We start from the raw sequence: 16,659 nt of genomic DNA on the forward strand, positions 1-16,659 counted from the left end.
GTTGCCACTTGTTGTTGCCACTTGGCTCCCGTCTTGCAACACTTTCTCTTGACCATTCACCCGGCGGGAGGGTTGGCGCAGCCATGGACTTGAATACCATCACAGCGGTCGCCCATCCGCAAACGCGCTCGCAGCTGCCCGTTTGGACGGCAGGTGATGCTTGGCTCGCAGGCGGCACTTGGCTCTTCTCGGAGCCGCAAACGCATTTGACACGACTGATCGATCTCACCGATCTGAAATGGCCGGCGCTGACACTCACCGAGAGCCACCTCAGCATCGCCGCCACTTGCACCGTCGCGGAGCTCGATGGACTCGCCTGCCCGTCCGATTGGCTCGCGGCACCGCTGATCAACCAGTGCTGTCGGGCCTTTCTTGCTTCGTTCAAGATTTGGAAGACGGCAACGGTCGGCGGCAATCTCTGCATGTCGCTGCCGGCCGGACCGATGATCTCGCTCACATCAGCGCTCGACGGAGTCTGCACCATCTGGAAGGCCAGCGGCGGAGAGCAGAGGCTTTCCGTGGTCGATTTCGTCACAGGCAACCAGCGCAACCGTCTCACGCCGGGCGACCTGCTCCGGCAGATCGATGTCCCCATTGTCGCACTGAAGCGCCGCACCGCCTTTCGCCAAATTTCGCTGGCGCCCGTCGGCCGTTCGGCAGCACTGCTGATCGGAAGTCTCGAAGCCGATGACACGCTGACACTCACAGTCACCGCGTCGACGGTGCGGCCGATCCAGCTTCTCTTTCGCAAAGCCCCGGATGCGAGCGCACTTCGCACCGCGCTCATGCAGCAGATCACGGATGACCTGTACCATACGGACATCCATGGCAAGCCGCTCTGGCGCAAGCATATGACGCTGCGGTTAGCCGAGGAAATTCGCAGCGAACTCCTGGGAGCGACGCGGCCATGAGCTTCGAGGTCAACGGCAAGGCGTTCTATCAGGAGCCACGCGCCGGGCAATGCCTGCGCACGTTCCTGCGCGAGCTCGGCCATTTCGGCGTGAAGAAGGGCTGCGATGCCGGTGATTGCGGCGCCTGCACCGTGCTGCTCGACGGCGAGCCGGTACACAGCTGCCTGATCCCGGCGTTCCGCGCCGAGGGACGCACCGTAACCACGGTCGAGGGGCTCGGCGGCGACCACGGCGCCCATCCGATGCAGCAAGCCTTCCTCGACGCGCAGGGTTTTCAATGCGGCTTCTGCACCGCCGGCATGATCCTGACCTGCGCCTCGCTGAACCAGGCGCAGCGCACCGATCTCGGCAGCGCGTTGAAGGGCAATATCTGCCGCTGCACCGGTTATCGTTCGATCGAGGACGCGATCCTCGGCAACACCAATGTCGAGGCGATCGTCGAGACCGGCGCCGCCTTCGGCCGCAGCCTGCCGGCGCCCGCGAGTCCCGATATCGTGCGCGGCAAGGCACGCTATACCTTCGATACCGCAATCGAAGGCCTGTTGCACATCAAGCTGCTGCGCTCGCCTCATGCTCACGCCAGGATCGTCGCAATCGACAAATCGGACGCGCTTCGCGTTCCCGGCGTGCACGCCGTGCTGACGCATGAGGATGCACCGCCTGTCCTGATCTCGACTGCGCGGCACGAGAGGGACTGGATGGATCCCGAGGACACCCGCGTTCTCGATGACGTCGTCCGCTTCATCGGCCAGAAGCTCGCCGCCGTCGTCGCCGAGACCGAAGCCGCCGCCGAGGAGGCGTGCCGGCGGATCAAGGTGGAGTACGAGATCCTGCCCGCGCTGATCGATCCCGAGCAGGCGATGAAACCGGATGCGCCCGTTCTTCATCCTGACCGCACCACCGCGAACCGGATCGCCGATCCCCAGCGTAACCTCGCGGCGGAGACGCATGGCGAGTTCGGCGATGTAGCCGCAGCACTCGCCACTTCCGCCGTCACCTATGAGGCGACCTTCCACAGTCACCGCGTGCAGCACGCCGCACTGGAGACTCACGGCGGGCTCGCTTGGCTCGACGATGCGGGCGTGCTCAATGTCCGCACCTCGACGCAGGTGCCGTTCCTGACCCGGCGCGCGCTGTCGGACATCTTCCAGCTTCCCATGGACAAGGTCCGCGTGTTCTGCGAACGCGTCGGCGGCGGCTTCGGCGGCAAGCAGGAGATGTTCGTCGAGGACATCCTGGCGCTTGCCGCGCTCAAGACAGGGCTCCCTGTGAAGCTGGAACTCACCCGCGAGGAGCAGTTCATCGCGACCTCGACGCGGCATCCGATGCGGATCCACATCAAGGCCGGCGCCGATGCCGGCGGCAAGCTCACCGCGCTCCAGCTCGACGTGCTCTCCAACACCGGCGCCTACGGCAATCATGCCGGCCCCGTGATGTTCCACGCGCTGTCCGAGTCCATCGCCGTTTACAATTGCCCGAACAAGCGGGTCGACGGCTATGCCGCCTACACCAACACGGTGCCGGCGGGTGCGTTTCGCGGCTATGGCCTGCCGCAGGCCCTCATCGCGGTCGAGGCGGCGATCGACGAGCTGGCGAAGCAGCTCGGCATCAGCCCCTACGAGATGCGCCGGCGCAATATCATCAAGCCCGGCGATCCCATGCTGTCGCCGCCGCCGTCCGAATATCACGACGTGCTCTATGGCTCCTATGGACTCGACCAGTGCCTCGACCTCGTCGAGCGCGCGATGCAGGCCAGTGGCCCGCAGCCGGAGCTGTCGCCGGAATGGCTGGTTGGTGACGGCATTGCGCTGACCATGATCGATACGGTGCCACCGGCCGGCCATTTCGCCGATGCCACGATCGCGCTGCGCGATGACGGCGGCTTCGATCTCACCGTCGGCACCGCCGAGTTCGGCAGCGGCACCAGCACCGTGCATCGGCAGATCGCGGCGACGACGCTTGCGACCACTGTCGACCGCATCCGCCTGCGCCAGTCCGACACGGCGCACGGCGGCCACGACACTGGCGCCTATGGCAGCGCCGGCACCTTCGTCGCGGGCAAGGCGACGCATGCCGCAGCCGCGCAGCTTGCGACCGAGCTGAGGGCGGCCGCCGCCGGCGCGTGGCTGTGCGACGTGGACACCTGCGTGCTCGATGCCGACGCCGTCGTCAGCGGCGTACGCCGCATGTCCTTTACGGAACTGGCCAAGCTCGCCCGCGAATGCGGCCAACCCTTCGCAGGCACCGGCAGCTCGAACGGCACGCCGCGTTCGGTCGGTTTCAACGTGCAGGGCTTTCGCGTCGCGGTGAACAAGGGCACCGGTGAGCTCAGGATTCTCAGGAGCGTGCACGCCGCGGACGCGGGCGTCGTCGCCAATCCCATGCAGTGCCGCGGCCAGGTCGAAGGCGGCGTGGCGCAGGCGCTCGGCGCTGCGCTCTACGAGGAGATGGTGATCGACGCCACGGGGCGCGTCATCAACCCGAAATTCCGAGATTATCACCTGCCCTCCTTCGCCGACGTTCCGCGCACGGAGGTGTTCTTCGCCGAAACGTCCGACACGATCGGACCGCTGGGCGCAAAGTCGATGAGCGAGAGTCCGTACAATCCGGTTGCCGCTGCGCTCGGCAACGCCATTGCCGATGCCACCGGCATCCGCTTCACCGCGCCGCCCTTCAAGCCGGATCGGCTGTTTCCGGCGCTGCTCGACAAGTTTGGTGGCTAGAGCATGTTGTTTTTGGCTGGAATCGGGATTCCCACCGGGAGCGATTTCTGATTCAACATCCATGCCGGAGGGCGGAGGCCGGCATGGATGACGCGACCCTATTCGGAAGACATCCGGGAACGGGCTTTGGCGCGAGCTGACGCGGGAGAAACAGTTCGTTCGATTGCCGAGGCGCTCCAGATCAGCGCCTCCTGCGTGACGAAGTGGAAGAATCTGAGACGGGATACCGGAGGCCTGTCACCTGGCCAAATCGGCGGCCACAAGAAGCGGGTTCTGTCGGATGCCAACGCCGACTGGCTGCGCAAACGCATTCGCTCGGGGCCATTCACTTTGCGCAAGCTGACGCAGGAACTGGCTGCACGCGGGATCAAGACAGACGTGCGGGCGGTGTGGACTTTTGTTCACACCGAAGGGCTCAGCTTCAAAAAAAACGATTCTACCAGCCGAGCAGGATCGTCCCGACGTCGCCCGTAAGCGGACCCGCTGGAAAGCACATCAAGGCAGGATCGACGTCGCGCGGTTGGTGTTTATCGACGAGACGTGGATCAAAACCAATATGGCACCACTGCGCGGCTGGGGGCCTTGCGGGCAGCGCCTCCAAGCCTCTGCACCTTTCGGCCATTGGAAGACAATGACCTTCATCGCGGCGCTGCGTCACGATCGGATCAGCGCGCCTTGGGTGATTGATGGTCCCATCAATGGTGAGCTCTTCACGCTGTACGTCGAGAAGGTGTTGGCACCCACCCTCGCACCGGGTGAGATCGTCGTTCTCGACAATCTTGGCAGCCACAAGGGCAAAGCGGCTCGCCAAGCCATCCGCGCCAGAGGCGCCCACCGCATCTTCTTGCCGCCCTACAGCCCGGACCTCAATCCGATCGAGCAGGTCTTCGCCAAACTCAAACATCTCATGCGAGCTGCCGAGCCCCGTGACGTGGAGGCAACCTGGAGAAAGGTTGGTGAACTCCTCGATCTCTTCTCCAAGGAGGAGTGCACCAACTACTTCAAAAACTCAGGCTATGTTTCCGTATAAAAACATCATGCTCTAACTGCCGCGATAGGTCGAATAACTCCAGGGCGTGACCAGCAGCGGCACGTGGTAATGGCTTTCCGGCTCGCTGATCGCAAAGCGCAGCGGGATCTCGTCGAGGAACGGCGGCTCCGACAGCGGCACGTTGCGCTCGGCGTAATAACTGGCGACGCGGAATCTGAGCTCGTAGCGGCCAATCGGCAGCGGACGACCGCCGATCAGTGGCTGGTCGGTGCGGCCGTCCGCGTTCGTGACGGTCCGCGCGATGATGCGGCTCTCGCCGAGGCTCGCGAGCTCCACGAGCTCAACCGGGATTCCCGGCGCGGGCTCGCCAATGTGATTGTCCAGCACATGAGTCGAGAGCCGGCCGTGCACCTTCAGCCGATCGTCGGCAATGACGAGCTGATCCAGCCGCAGCGCCGAGATGCGGCCGATCTCCTCGATCGCACGCCTTATCTCGGTCTTGACGATGTTGGGCTGCCGCGTCTCGAAGTCGCGCAGCACGGAATCCTTGGTGTGACGGCGCACGCAGACGATATAGGGGATGCCGAATTTTTCGCGATAGGCGTTGTTGGCACGTTCGAACGCGGCGTATTCGGCTTCCGACAGCCGGTCGAGGCCGGCGCTGTTCTGCTCGTCGGTCGATTCCGCCGTGAGGCCGGCGGCGCGCTGGGTCTTGTTGGCGAGATCGGGATGCGCCCGGATCAGCGCCAGCTGAACGTCAGGCTCTGCACCCTGGATCGCCGCAATCAGCGCGGCGTGCAACTGGTTGATTCCGGCGAACGGCCGCTTTGCCGCAAGCTGCTCGGCGATCCATGGCGAATATTCGACGACATTGGCGAGCGCCGCGACGAATTCGGCCCGGCTTGCAGCGTTGAGATCGGCGAGCGGGATCTGCGACATCATCCTCTCACCCGATCTCGAATGCGTCGGCGGCAAGATGGGCGTGCTTGTCGTGCCAGTGCTGCGCGATCTGCAACCGCGTCGGCACCCAGACGCGCTCGTGCTTGCCGATATGATCGAGGAAGCGCATCAGCCCGGCCGCGCGGCCGGGCCGGCCGGCGAGGCGGCAGTGCAGGCCGACCGACATCATCTTCGGCGCGGTCTGCCCCTCCGCGTAGAGCACGTCGAAGGCGTCCTTCAGATAGGTGAAGAACTGCTCGCCTTCGGCAAACCCTTGCGGATTGATGAAGCGCATGTCGTTGGCATCGAGCGTATAGGGAATCATGAGCTGCTTGCCGTTCGCGCCCCTGACCCAATAGGGCAGATCGTCGGCATAGGAGTCGCACAGATAGAGGAAGCCGCCTTCCTCCATCAGCAGGCGGTTGGTGTTGATCGAGGAGCGCCCGGTGTACCAACCGAGCGGCCGCGATCCTGTCACCTCGGTGTGGACGCGAATGGACTCCGCGATCTCGGCGCGCTCCTGCGCCTCGGTCATGTCCTTGTGCTCGATCCATTTCAGGCTGTGGCTCGCGATGTCCCAGCCCGACTCCTTCATCGCCGCGACGATCTCGGGATTGCGCTTGAGCGCAGTGGCGACGCCGAACACCGTGGTCGGCCACTTCCGCTCGTTGAACATCCGCCACAACCGCCAGAAGCCGGCGCGCGAGCCATACTCGAACATGGATTCGATATTGGCATGGCGCTGACCCGGCCAGGGCTGCGCACCGAGCACGTCGGACAGGAACGCTTCCGAGGCGCGGTCGCCGTGCAGGATGTTGTTCTCGCCGCCCTCCTCGAAATTGACGACGAACTGCACCGCGATCCGCGCCTCACCTGGCCATTGCGGGTGCGGCGGATTGCGGCCGTAGCCGCGGAGATCGCGCGGGTAGCGAGGCTCACTCACTCAGACTTCCTCGAAGCGGATCGGCAGCGCGCCTTTCCACAGCACGCTCTTGCCGAGTGTCGCCAGATTCTCCAGGCCCGAGGTCAGCGTGATGAAATGGTTGCCGGCGAGCTGGCCCATCTTGCTCGCGAAATGCACGCCGCCATAGGCCAGCAGGATCTCGGTCTCGCTGATGCCGCCCGGATAGAGGATGATCTGGCCTGGCGCGGGATAGCTGGTGTGGTTCTCGTAGCCGACGCCGAAATCGAGGTCGCCGAGCGGCATCCACACGCCCTCGCCGCTCCAGCGCACATGGATGATGTGGCTTTCGAACGGCAGCGCCTTGCGGAAGGCGGCCACTGTCTTGGGTGCCAGCTGCTCCTCGAAACGGGCATCGAAGGTGAAATCGCCGGCGCGGATAACGAGTTTGCTCATCTCATCTCTCTGGATCGGGGGCTAGAGGCCCCGCGGGGAACCTTCAGCAAAAAGCACTCCATCGGGCTTCGCGCAAGGGGCGGAGTCGCAATCACCTGCGATCGTAGGACCAGCCGAAAATGCCGCTACGCCGCACCTCCGGCTCCGGCTCGGCGGCTGCCGCAGGCGGCGCCTCCTTCAGTTCCGCCTGCGGCGGGGGTGCGGGCGGCGCCGGCAGGTTCTCGCATTTCATGGAATAGACCAGCTTGCCGTCCGCGGTCCGCCCGATCGGCGCGCAGGGATCGGGATGCGCCGCAGCGGTCTTCGGTGTCATCTTGACTTGCGCGGCTGCGGGCGAAGCGATCAGCAGCAGGACCAGCAGATATCTCGACATCGTTGTCGCCTGGGAACTCAGTTGCCCCATTGAACCGGATTGCGGCGGGCAAGTCCATCGGGGGCCAAGGGCAGGCTGCCGAATATTTAGCCGGGACCAAAAATTTTGCTCGCTCCATCGTGATGGCGCCGCCGCTGATATCGAGAAGGCCCATCGCCATGTCAGCCTGGACGACGACATCTCTCACAGCCGGAGCGTCGTCACGGGAGAGACAACGATGCAAAAGACTTTCACCTTTCTCGGCGCCATGCTGATTGCCGCCGCCACCGTCCAGACCGCCGCCGCAAGCGACCGCCACCACGCCCGCAAGGCGCAACGCGCTCCCATCACGCAGTCGGTCCGCGACTCCAATGCCGCGCTCTGGCCGTCGCAGCCAACGGCGCCCGATTGGTCGCGCTATGCCAACGGCGCGATGTCGGCGCCGGCGGGACGGTGATTTGCCGATGCGTTGCATGTCGGCTTTTGCTCGTGTGTCCCGGACCAGCCGCAACCCGTGAAGCGTTGCGGCGCAGAGCCGGGACCCAGGGCAACACGGCACGGGCGCGGCGACATGGGCCCCGGCTCTGCAGCGCATCACTCCGGACGATACTTTGCATTGCCGGGCACCCTGCGCTGCGCCCGGGGCACGCGAGAGGCGTGTGGTACACGCTCTCTCCTCCTCGTCATTGCGAGGAGCCCTTGCGACGAAGCAATCCTGAATCGCGCCGCGGAAAGATTCTGGATTGCTTCGCTGCGCTCGCAATGACGGAGTGTGAGGTGACAGCATGTGCGTGGCTGCAGACATGCCTTCGCGTCCTCGCGGCGCAACTCGCCCGAGCTTTGCTTCGTCGCTTCCCCCTCTGAAAGCCAAGAGCAACTGTGGCGAAGTAGCCCGGCGATCGGCCGGCCTCAAGGCTGGCGCTGGCGCGCCCCCGCCTGCGGCGGCTGACGGCCTTGACCCCGTCCGCTCACCGGTCTGTTGGCTTTGCATGCGCTCGGCCGAGGTCCGAGCGCGAGATAGGCGCGCTCGTCAGGCCACCCTGTATTTCTTCGGATCCCACGTCTCGCCGCGCGCGATCATGGTGTTGAGGATGATGATCAGCTTGCGCATACAGGCGACGATCGCGACCTTTGGCGGCTTGCCCTTGGCAATCAGCCGTTCGTAGAAGGCCTTGAACACCGGATTGTTCAGCGTTGCGGCACCGACACAGGGCATGTAGAGGGCATTTCGCACCCAGCGGCGGCCACCCTTGATGCAGCGTTCACCTCGACGTTTGCCGCTATCATCGTCATAAGGAGCAACGCCCATCAACGCGGCGGCAACTTCGTCGCTCACCTGCCCCAGCTCCGGTAGTCCTCCAAGCAGCGCCATTGCGGTCCCCTCAGCAAAGCCTGGTACGCTCTGGATGATCTCGGCGCGTTTGGCAAAGTCCGGCGTTGTCTTGATCGTCGCCGCGATCGCGGTCTCGAGCGCGGCGATTTCGTCAGCCAGCTTCTTAAGAAGACGCGCGCGAGCCTTCTGAACAAGGGCCGGCGCCTCATGCTCCTTCTGCATTTCCAGGCGAGCCCTGACGTCAAGCAGGCCTTGGCGTCCCTTCACCAGTGCCTTCATCTCCTCGTGAGCGGGATTGTCGACTTGGCTGGGAGCCTCGCCGAATGTCTCGGCGAACCAGGAGATCATCTCCGCGTCGATCTTGTCATTTTTCGCAAGGCGTCCCGCCGATTCCGCAAAGTGGCGAACCCGTTTGGGATCGACGATCCGTACTTCCAGCCCTGCTTGGCGCAACGCCTTGGCCCATACCCGCTCGTAGCCGCCGCTTGCCTCCATCACTGCCTTGCCGACCTGATGCTTGCGAAGCCATGCAATCAAGCTCCGTCGCCCCGTCGCGGTTGTTGGGCAAGTCTTCCGCTCCGTTACGGTCCGAATGCACGCATCAATCTTGTCTTTAGCGACATCGATGCCGACGACAACCAGATCGTCTTGTGTCATCATCCACTCCCTTCCTTGCCTGGTACGGGCTCGCAGCCCTTGCAACTGTTCGGGTTCAGGAAGACACCGGAGCTGTCCCTTGCTCTTTAGCAGGCTCTGTCGCCTTTGGGCGCAACGGGCTCAGTTCCGGCAACGGGCGGTTCTGATCCAACCGCCCGTTGCCACATTCTGGCAGATTTCGGGGACACAAGGGCGCAGGGAAGACCGCATAGGCGTTAAGTTTGTTCTTGAGTGTTGGAATCACACGTGATTCCAAGGCGGGATGGCAGACGAATCGCTTCTGAACGAGGACTGGAGGAGAGTGGTTACGCAGCTCGGCGGGGCTGCGCAGCTTGAAATAAGTGCGCGCCAGACGAAGGCTTTCGTGCGGCGGCGCCAAATTCCAGATGCGGTGTCGTTACTTCGGCTGATGCTGGCCTATTGTCTGGGTGAAAGAGGGTTGAGATCGACAGCCGCGTGGGCGGCTTCTGTTGGCCTTGCCGACCTCAGCAGCGTGGCGTTGTTCTATCGCCTGCGTCAATGTGGCGATTGGTTTGCAGTGCTGGTGGAGGGCTTGCTCGCTGCGGCAGCCCCGAAAGCGAGCCGAGGCCGCCTGATCCGCATTATCGATGCGACGACAGTGCCTCAGGCAGGACCGGCTGCGCGCAGGAACAGTGAGCTTTGGCGCGTTCATAGTGCATTCGATCTGCCATATGAGCGCTTCGGTCACTTCGAGCTGACAGATCAGCAAGAAGGCGAAACGTTTGACCGGATACCGGTGGTCAAGAACGAGATCCGCATTGCTGACCGCGCTTATCTACAACCTGACCGCATCGCCGCTGTGCGCGACGCCGGGGCAGACGTTTTGATCCGAGCGGGCTGGAAGAACGCACGTTGGCTTGATGCCAAAGGCCTTCCGTTCGATCTGATGGCCCAATTGCGTGCGGCGAAGGCGCACGGACTGATCGATCGGAGGATTTGGATCAAACGCAAGGACGGTGCGCCTCTGGCTATGCGTCTGGTCGCAGTCAAGAAGCCCGCCGGTGCAGTCGCGGCTTCGCGCCGTAAAGCCCGGCGCGACGCACAAGACGAAAACCGCGTCATCTCCAAAGAAACTCTGGAAGCCGCGGATTGGGTCATTCTGGTCACGTCGCTCGCGCGGGACGAGTTCTCCACCAAGGATGTACTCGCGCTCTATCGACTGCGATGGCGCATCGAACTTGGCTTCAAGCGACTGAAGAGTCTGATTGGTCTCAAGACGCCACCTGGAACCGATCCGCGCTCCGCCAAGCCCTACTTGCTGGCACACCTCTTGATCATCCTGCTGCTCGAGCCGCTTGCCCGCGACTTCGAGGACTCTCCCCGCTGGACGCAGGCCGCCTGACGGCACCTGGCGCTTGGCGTGTTTTGCAACAACTCGTTGCATCCTTGCTACAAGCGATCATTCCACAACCAACCATCCGTTGCTTTCGCCGCAGAAAGCGAGCGCTTGGGCGGCACCTGCGCGAGCCTCCTCGAAAACGTCCGTATCAATCGATGCTCGCGCTACCTTAACGCCTATGGGGAAGACCGGGTGCTGACCTCGCACCCGCGGTCTGCTGCGCGAAAGGATCGCGCAAAAAGACCGCACAGCAGCATACAGGTGGAGCCAATCACTCGGCCTTCCCTGCGCGACGGCTTATACCGCGCTCCCCTGGGAGCCGAATTCCTTCTGGCCTCCCTCGCGCTCACGGAATTCACCAGCACCGCGCCGGTTGACGCGACTGCCGCCTCCGCAAGAGCTTGACCGTAGCAACGACGGCCAGGACCACACGGTTTTGCCGTACGCACGGTTCGCTTGTTCGCCACAGGGTCCGATGGCGTTGTGCACGTTGCCATCGAAGTATGACGAAACGAACCTGACAGCGCCGTTCGTCCGCACGATGCCTTGGGGCTCACGGAGAGCAATCCGCCCTGCCCCTGGCTGTTCGCGCCGACGCTGCTGCGTCCACCGCAAGCCCGGCTCGCGACTATGACGACCTCATGATCGCCCCTCGAGAATGAGCCGGGATGCGCGAACACATACGACAAATCCGAATTTCGGTAAAGTGGAATATTTTCGCGCCCGTGGGTTGACAGAGAAGCGAAACAGGCCCGCGCATCAAAAAAGGGCGGCACAAGGCACCGCCCTTTTCGCGCGATCCAAGCTGGCCAGCATTGAAAACGACCGTTCAATATGGCCCGTAATGGTAGCCGGGATCGTAGTAGGGACTACCGTAGTAGGGACGCGGACCATAACCATAATAATAGCGGTTCTCGTAGTAGTCGCGGCGCCGCTGCTCAGCGATCACTCCGCCGATGATACCCGCGGCGGCGCCCATAAAGGCAAGGCCTGCCGCACTCGGTCCGCGTCGATAATAGTGGCGACGTCGGGCGCTGAAATCGGTGGCGCCGGCGGAGGCCTGACCTGCCGCAGCAGCCTTGGCGGACACGGCCGGGGCCGCATCTGGGGATGCTGCTGCTGAAGGCGCCACCGAAGCGGCGAGCAGCGCCAGACTCGCGAACGCGGCCAGGACCGTGCTGCGGCGCGCCGCGGAAATCATCGGTGCATCACTCATCTCGATCTTCCTCTGCTTTCGCCCAAACACATCCGTAAGCAAACAGTCCGTAACGCGCAGATCACTGAAATGGTTTCATGAACGCGGCGATCTGCCACGCCTTGAACCATTGTAAACCGAATGATCAGATCCAGCTTGCACCATCCAACCTGAGCGGATAATGAACAGCCGCGCCGTTTTCGGCTGCCGTAAGCGTTTCACGTGAACCAACGCATCAACCGACGCCGTCGGGATCGATGCCATTTGCAGGGTTCAACGTGACTGACGCGTCCTTTTCCAAGAGAGACCAGATGATTGCGGTTCGCAAACTGCCGGCGCGCTATGCGCCGATCGTAATGCCATTCGTGCTATCCATCCTCATGACGGCGGTGGTGTCGATCATCTCGACGCTGCGAAGCCTCGGCGCAACGCCGGCGTTCCTCGCGGCCTGGCCGGGCGCCTGGGCGCTGTCATGGCTGGTCGCCTTTCCGACGCTGCTATTGGTCCTGCCACTGGTCCGCCGGATCGTGGCCTGGCTCGTTGCAGCCCCACCCGGCCGATAGGGGAGCGCTTACGACAGCGCCCCGAGCACGCCCCTCGTCGCCTTGTCGATCTCCTCGACATAGCGGCGGCGGGCGAAGGTCTCGGTGAGGAAGCCGACCACCTTGCGGCTGTCGGTGGAATCGACCACCGCCAGCATCTCGGCCTCGGCTTCGTCGAACACGGCCATCGCCGACTTCACGTTCATTTCCGGGATCAGCACGATGTCGACCAGGCGGGCGAGCTCGATCACCTGGATATCGTCGGCGATGGCGTCGAGATCGCTGGAGAACAGGTCGGGCAGCATGACGAGGCCGACATATTCGTCAGCATTGTTGACGATGACGATCCCGGGCCGCGAGCCCAGCGCGAATTCGGCTCGCGTCGCTGCGATCGTCGTGGTCGACGGCACCTTGCCGACATCGGAGCGCATCAAGCGCTCGACCGTGAGATTGCGCAGCCAGCCGACGTCGTTGGCGCTGCGGATGGTCTCGCCGCGCAGATGCAGGCGCCAGGTCGAGAACGAATGGCCGAACATGAAGCGCACGCAGATGGAGGTGACGATGCAGCCGGCCAGCACGACGGCGGTGACGTCGACATTTCGGGTCATCTCGAGCACGAGGAACGACATCGTAAGGGGGCCGCCGACGATGGCGACCCCGAGCGTCGCCATGCCCGTCAGCATCGCGACGAGCGGATCGATCGCGAAGTTCGGGCTGATGAGCAGCAGCACCGCGGCAAAGAACTTTCCGATCAGGCTGCCGACGAACAGCGAGGCGAAGAACAGGCCGCCGCGGAAGCCCGAGGCGAGCGAGATCAGGCAAGCCGTCACCTTCAAGCCGATGATCAGCGCGATCAGACCGATCGCCATGTCGTGAAACAGATCGAGCACCATGGCGCCGTGGCCGGCTGCCAGCACCTGCGGCGTGACGATCCCAAAGCCGCCGACGATGAGGCCGCCGATCACCGGACGCAGCCATACTGGCATCCAGGCGAACAGGCGCTCGAACGTCGGCGAGGAGCGCATCACGGCGATACCGACGCCGCTGGTGACGAGGGCAAGCCCGATCAGAGCCAGGTACTGCTCGACGCCGACGGCGCTGACCTTGGGTATCTCCAGCGAGTAAGGCGCGCCGCCTAGCCATTGCGCGGTCAGGGCACCCGCGAGCGAGGCCGCCAGGATCGGCGCGGCGCTGCCGACCGAATAGACGCCGACGATGAGCTCGCAGGCGTAGAAGGCGCCCGTGATCGGCGCACCGAACGCCGCCGCGATCGCCGCAGCGGCGCCGCAACCGACCATCAGGCGCAGATCGTTGCGGCGCAGGTTGAAGAACTTGCCGAGCAGCGAGGCGATACCCGAGCCGATCTGGGTATAGCCGGCCTCCAGGCCAACCGAGGCGCCGCACCCGTTGGAGATCAGGGTCTGGCTCGACACCACCACGCTGTCCCGCATCGAGAGATTGCCGCCGCGCAGCGCGTTGGCCTCGATCGGGTCGACCGCGTTCGAGATCTTCATGCGCCGCCGCGACCATTCCATGATGCCGAGCGCCAGCCCTCCGAGCGCGGGCGCGATCAGCGCTGCCCAAGGACTGACATACGCGTTCGAGGACAGGCGGACGTCGATGGGAATGCCGTAGATCACGACGTGCGCGATCTGGGCGATTTCGGCCATCAGCGTCACGATGGCGCCCGCGAGCGTGCCGATCACCAGCGCGAACGGGATCAGGTAGAACTCGTTGCTGCGCAACAGGGCGCGTATCCGAACCATGGTGCGGTTCGTCCCCTTGCGATCGACGAGATGTCTGATCCGCACGAACACCTTCTGCCCGCCCTACCCTTCCGACAGGCCGTAACCGGCCATGCGCTGGCGGACCCGTTCGATCTCGTCGCTCGGAAGCAGCGGCGGTTGTCCGATCTGAAGGCAGCCGTGATACTGCCGTGCCAGCGTCTCGACCTCGACCGCGAGCCACATCGCCTTGTCCAGCGTCTTGCCGATCGCGATCATGCCGTGATGGTCGAGCAGGCAGGCAAGCCGGCCCTCCAGCGCCCGCACCGCATGATCGGACAGCTCGACCGTTCCGAACGTCGCATAGGGCGCGCAGCGGATGCTGTCGCCGCCGGCAGCCGCGATCATGTAGTGCACCGGCGGAATCTCCATGCCCATGATCGCCAGGATGGTGCAATAGGTCGGATGGGCGTGCACGACGGCATTGACGTCAGGCCGCGACTTCAGGATGTCGCGATGGAAGCGCCATTCGCTCGACGGCTTCTGATCGGGCGCGTGTGCGCCGTCCATCGCCATGAAGACGATCTGGTCCGGGGTCATGGTCTCGTAGGGCACGCTGGTGGGCGTGACCAGGAGTCCATCCACATGCCGGACGCTGATATTCCCTGACGTGCCCTGGTTGATGCCGAGCGCATTCATGCGGCGGCAGGCGTCGATGATGGCTTGCCTCTTGTCGAGTTCGTCCGCAGTCATCGACATCTCGGTTTCTTCTCGGTTTCTTGGCGATGGACGTTAGATGGAAGTACGTCAAAGCCGTGCGGCAGTGCAAGCGAAAGCGACCGGATCGCGCCCCGCCTCGTCGACGGATTCCCCGCTTCCCGAAACAGACCGCAAAATCAACAGATTAGCAGATTGCCGCAGCCTTACGACAGGCTTGCCCGGACCGCCGCGATCCCGTTGATGACGAACTGCACCGAATAGGCGGCGAGCAGCATGCCGAGCACGCGCGAGAGCACGGCATTTCCAGTGCGCCCGAGCGTGCGCGCGATCAGGCCCGCAGAGACGAAGCACAGCATGCAAAGCAGGCAAACCGCGAGCACCACCGCGATGATGATCGCGAGCTTCGCCCCGTAGCCGGCATCGCCCGACAGCAGCAGCGTGGTCGCGATCGCGCCGGGGCCGGCCATCATCGGAATGGCCAAGGGAAATACCGCGACGTCCGAGGCATGCTCCGCGGTCGCCTTGTCGGCTTCGCGGGCCTCGCGATGCGGACGATCGCCGAAGATCATCTGATAGGAGACGCCGAACAGCAGCAGCCCGCCGGCGATCTGGAAAGCTGGAATGCCGATCCCGAGCTGGCGCAGCAGCCAGTTGCCGACCAGCGCGATCACCACCAGGATCGAGGTGGCGATCAGCGGCGCGCGCAGCGCGATCGTTCGCTTGACCGGGTCGGGCATGCTCCCGGTCGCGGCGAGGAAGGCCGGTGCAAGACCGACCGGATCGACCACCAGGAGCAGCGTCACGAAGGCTGACAGGGCGAAGTCGAGCATGCGTCGGCGAGGCCCCCCGGGAGCTGGAACGATGGCTGCCGGGCAGACTTAGCCCAGCAAAGCCGCTTTGGAAATCACTGGAGGCGACAATGAGCGACAGTGGAATCGGAATGCTCCTCGGCCACCTCTCGGCCAACCTGCTCTGGCTCTGGTTCATCGGCGCGTTCGTGCTCGGCGGGGTTCTCGTTTACGGGGTGATGAAGGCCGGCCACCTGCGCCGCAGCGAGCGGGCGCGCCTCGACCGCGCGACGGACGAGCGTCAGCGCCAGGAAGACCCCTACAAGCGCCCGACCTGAGCGAGCCGCGAGCGCCGGTTGCAGTTTGGAACTTTCGTTCTCCAACGGGTTTTATCGCCCGAGGATTGAGGAAGGCGAGGCCTTCCCGCATCGCCTCACGAGGAGGACGTATGGCTAAACGAGCGAAGAAACGCACAAGCAAGAAGACCGCGGCGCGCCGGCCGCGCCGGCCGCCGAAGATGCTCAGCGATCTGTTTCTGGCGACGCTGAAGGACATCTATTTCGCCGAGAACAAGATCATCAAGACCTTGCCCAAAATGGCGAAGGCAGCGCAGTCGAAAGAGCTGGTGGCCGCCTTCGACAAGCATCTGCGCGAGACCCAGGGGCAGGTCAAGCGGCTGGATCAGATCTTCAAGATGCTGGACAAGCCTGCACGCGGCAAGCCCTGCGAGGCCATCAACGGCATTGCCGACGAGGGCGCCGAGATCATGAAGGAGTTCAAGGGAGCGCCGGCGCTCGATGCGGGACTGCTCGCGGCCGCCCAGGCGGTCGAGCATTACGAGATCTCCCGCTACGGCACGCTGCGCACCTGGGCCGAGGAGCTCGGCATGCAGGAGGCAGCAAGGCTGCTCCAGGAGACGCTGGACGAGGAAGAGGCGACCGATCGCACCCTGACGGAGCTCGCCACCTCCGTGATCAATCTTGAAGCGGAAGAAGAGTACCGCGCTGCGGCCTGACCCGCGCCCCTGGCAATGACGGAACGTCGCGGCCCATGCCGCGGCGTTCGCT

Annotated in this window: 17 protein-coding genes; 8 read left to right on the forward strand and 9 right to left on the reverse strand. The window is 64.0% G+C overall.

The genetic code is table 11. From position 1 onward, the window contains the following. Nucleotides 1-83: 83 nt before the first annotated feature. The 3 genes from P6U28_RS21265 to P6U28_RS21275 all read left to right on the forward strand — a co-directional run bounded on the left by P6U28_RS21265 (nucleotide 84) and on the right by P6U28_RS21275 (nucleotide 4,664). The gene (locus P6U28_RS21265) at nucleotides 84-911 is read left to right on the forward strand and encodes an FAD binding domain-containing protein (RefSeq protein WP_129144211.1); all 828 of its coding nucleotides are present in this window, start codon (nucleotides 84-86) and stop codon (nucleotides 909-911) included. After that, nucleotides 908-3,634 carry a molybdopterin-dependent oxidoreductase gene (locus P6U28_RS21270; protein WP_407119785.1) on the forward strand — a complete coding sequence of 909 codons (2,727 nt, stop codon included), beginning with the start codon at nucleotides 908-910 and terminating at the stop codon, nucleotides 3,632-3,634. The genes P6U28_RS21265 and P6U28_RS21270 overlap by 4 nt, the downstream gene beginning before the upstream one ends. Before the next feature lie 87 nt (nucleotides 3,635-3,721). Then, nucleotides 3,722-4,664, forward strand: a protein-coding gene (locus P6U28_RS21275) for an IS630 family transposase (RefSeq protein ID WP_122401624.1) whose coding sequence is annotated in 2 segments (ribosomal slippage) — nucleotides 3,722-4,057 and nucleotides 4,059-4,664 — 942 coding nt in all. Because the reading frame shifts where the segments join, the coding sequence is not laid out codon by codon here. Nucleotides 4,665-4,676: 12 nt separating this feature from the next. Here P6U28_RS21275 and uraD read toward each other — a convergent pair. The 4 genes from uraD to P6U28_RS21295 form a co-directional block, all read right to left on the reverse strand. Then, nucleotides 4,677-5,564, reverse strand: coding sequence for a 2-oxo-4-hydroxy-4-carboxy-5-ureidoimidazoline decarboxylase (uraD, locus tag P6U28_RS21280; protein WP_407123091.1), 888 nt, complete (start codon nucleotides 5,562-5,564; stop codon nucleotides 4,677-4,679). 7 nt (nucleotides 5,565-5,571) lie between these two features. Beyond that, nucleotides 5,572-6,507 (reverse strand): allantoinase PuuE, encoded by a 936-nt coding sequence (gene puuE / locus P6U28_RS21285; RefSeq protein ID WP_122402215.1) that lies wholly within the window; start codon nucleotides 6,505-6,507, stop codon nucleotides 5,572-5,574. Further along, nucleotides 6,508-6,921, reverse strand: a complete 414-nt coding sequence (locus P6U28_RS21290) for a DUF3830 family protein (RefSeq protein ID WP_014493672.1) — start codon at nucleotides 6,919-6,921, stop codon at nucleotides 6,508-6,510. Nucleotides 6,922-7,012: 91 nt separating this feature from the next. After that, nucleotides 7,013-7,294, reverse strand: a complete 282-nt coding sequence (locus P6U28_RS21295) for a hypothetical protein (protein WP_209295674.1) — start codon at nucleotides 7,292-7,294, stop codon at nucleotides 7,013-7,015. A gap of 217 nt (nucleotides 7,295-7,511) precedes the next feature. Between P6U28_RS21295 and P6U28_RS21300 the strand changes: the two genes are divergently transcribed. Then, nucleotides 7,512-7,730, forward strand: a complete 219-nt coding sequence (locus P6U28_RS21300) for a hypothetical protein (RefSeq protein WP_209295675.1) — start codon at nucleotides 7,512-7,514, stop codon at nucleotides 7,728-7,730. A 573-nt stretch (nucleotides 7,731-8,303) separates the two neighbouring features. Here the strand turns inward: P6U28_RS21300 and P6U28_RS21305 are convergent. Beyond that, complete coding sequence (locus P6U28_RS21305) at nucleotides 8,304-9,266, reverse strand: IS110 family transposase (RefSeq protein WP_407119786.1); 963 nt, start codon at nucleotides 9,264-9,266, stop codon at nucleotides 8,304-8,306. A gap of 259 nt (nucleotides 9,267-9,525) precedes the next feature. Here P6U28_RS21305 and P6U28_RS21310 point away from each other — a divergent pair, with 259 nt between their 5' ends. Next, nucleotides 9,526-10,626, forward strand: a complete 1,101-nt coding sequence (locus P6U28_RS21310) for an IS4 family transposase (protein WP_407119787.1) — start codon at nucleotides 9,526-9,528, stop codon at nucleotides 10,624-10,626. An 826-nt stretch (nucleotides 10,627-11,452) separates the two neighbouring features. Here the strand turns inward: P6U28_RS21310 and P6U28_RS21315 are convergent. Further along, entirely contained in the window at nucleotides 11,453-11,839 is a 387-nt protein-coding gene (locus P6U28_RS21315; protein WP_209296156.1) for a hypothetical protein, read from the reverse strand. A gap of 290 nt (nucleotides 11,840-12,129) precedes the next feature. On the opposite strand from P6U28_RS21315, the gene P6U28_RS21320 reads away from it, so the two are divergent. After that, nucleotides 12,130-12,381: a DUF2798 domain-containing protein gene (locus tag P6U28_RS21320; protein ID WP_122406541.1), complete on the forward strand. Its 252-nt coding sequence runs from the start codon at nucleotides 12,130-12,132 to the stop codon at nucleotides 12,379-12,381. An 8-nt stretch (nucleotides 12,382-12,389) separates the two neighbouring features. Here P6U28_RS21320 and P6U28_RS21325 read toward each other — a convergent pair whose 3' ends face one another. From P6U28_RS21325 to P6U28_RS21335, 3 genes are all read right to left on the reverse strand, one after another. Then, a complete protein-coding gene (locus P6U28_RS21325) occupies nucleotides 12,390-14,177 on the reverse strand; it encodes a chloride channel protein (RefSeq protein WP_122402211.1) in 1,788 nt (595 codons plus the stop codon). Between the two features lie 12 nt (nucleotides 14,178-14,189). Then, nucleotides 14,190-14,843 (reverse strand): L-fuculose-phosphate aldolase, encoded by a 654-nt coding sequence (locus P6U28_RS21330; protein ID WP_174221566.1) that lies wholly within the window; start codon nucleotides 14,841-14,843, stop codon nucleotides 14,190-14,192. A gap of 164 nt (nucleotides 14,844-15,007) precedes the next feature. After that, on the reverse strand, nucleotides 15,008-15,634 hold the full coding sequence (locus P6U28_RS21335) for a MarC family protein (protein ID WP_407119788.1): 627 nt from the start codon (nucleotides 15,632-15,634) through the stop codon (nucleotides 15,008-15,010). 89 nt (nucleotides 15,635-15,723) lie between these two features. Between P6U28_RS21335 and P6U28_RS21340 the strand changes: the two genes are divergently transcribed. Together P6U28_RS21340 and P6U28_RS21345 are read left to right on the forward strand one after the other, a co-directional pair. After that, nucleotides 15,724-15,930, forward strand: coding sequence for a hypothetical protein (locus P6U28_RS21340; RefSeq protein WP_122402209.1), 207 nt, complete (start codon nucleotides 15,724-15,726; stop codon nucleotides 15,928-15,930). Between the two features lie 110 nt (nucleotides 15,931-16,040). Next, entirely contained in the window at nucleotides 16,041-16,607 is a 567-nt protein-coding gene (locus tag P6U28_RS21345) for a ferritin-like domain-containing protein (protein WP_129144488.1), read from the forward strand. Nucleotides 16,608-16,659: the final 52 nt, after the last annotated feature.

This window comes from Bradyrhizobium sp. STM 3561, assembly GCF_045571455.1.
Classification (GTDB): Bacteria; Pseudomonadota; Alphaproteobacteria; order Rhizobiales; family Xanthobacteraceae; genus Bradyrhizobium; species Bradyrhizobium vignae.

Excerpts from the sequence above, each read along its gene's own strand:
- P6U28_RS21265 (WP_129144211.1), top strand. The coding sequence starts at position 84 with ATGGACTTGAATACCATCACAGCGGTCGCCCATCCGCAAACGCGCTCG.
- P6U28_RS21270 (WP_407119785.1), top strand. The coding sequence starts at position 908 with ATGAGCTTCGAGGTCAACGGCAAGGCGTTCTATCAGGAGCCACGCGCC.
- uraD (WP_407123091.1), bottom strand. The coding sequence starts at position 5,564 with ATGTCGCAGATCCCGCTCGCCGATCTCAACGCTGCAAGCCGGGCCGAA.
- P6U28_RS21290 (WP_014493672.1), bottom strand. The coding sequence starts at position 6,921 with ATGAGCAAACTCGTTATCCGCGCCGGCGATTTCACCTTCGATGCCCGT.
- P6U28_RS21295 (WP_209295674.1), bottom strand. The coding sequence starts at position 7,294 with ATGTCGAGATATCTGCTGGTCCTGCTGCTGATCGCTTCGCCCGCAGCC.
- P6U28_RS21300 (WP_209295675.1), top strand. The coding sequence starts at position 7,512 with ATGCAAAAGACTTTCACCTTTCTCGGCGCCATGCTGATTGCCGCCGCC.
- P6U28_RS21305 (WP_407119786.1), bottom strand. The coding sequence starts at position 9,266 with ATGATGACACAAGACGATCTGGTTGTCGTCGGCATCGATGTCGCTAAA.
- P6U28_RS21310 (WP_407119787.1), top strand. The coding sequence starts at position 9,526 with ATGGCAGACGAATCGCTTCTGAACGAGGACTGGAGGAGAGTGGTTACG.
- P6U28_RS21315 (WP_209296156.1), bottom strand. The coding sequence starts at position 11,839 with ATGAGTGATGCACCGATGATTTCCGCGGCGCGCCGCAGCACGGTCCTG.
- P6U28_RS21320 (WP_122406541.1), top strand. The coding sequence starts at position 12,130 with ATGATTGCGGTTCGCAAACTGCCGGCGCGCTATGCGCCGATCGTAATG.
- P6U28_RS21330 (WP_174221566.1), bottom strand. The coding sequence starts at position 14,843 with ATGTCGATGACTGCGGACGAACTCGACAAGAGGCAAGCCATCATCGAC.
- P6U28_RS21335 (WP_407119788.1), bottom strand. The coding sequence starts at position 15,634 with ATGCTCGACTTCGCCCTGTCAGCCTTCGTGACGCTGCTCCTGGTGGTC.
- P6U28_RS21340 (WP_122402209.1), top strand. The coding sequence starts at position 15,724 with ATGAGCGACAGTGGAATCGGAATGCTCCTCGGCCACCTCTCGGCCAAC.
- P6U28_RS21345 (WP_129144488.1), top strand. The coding sequence starts at position 16,041 with ATGGCTAAACGAGCGAAGAAACGCACAAGCAAGAAGACCGCGGCGCGC.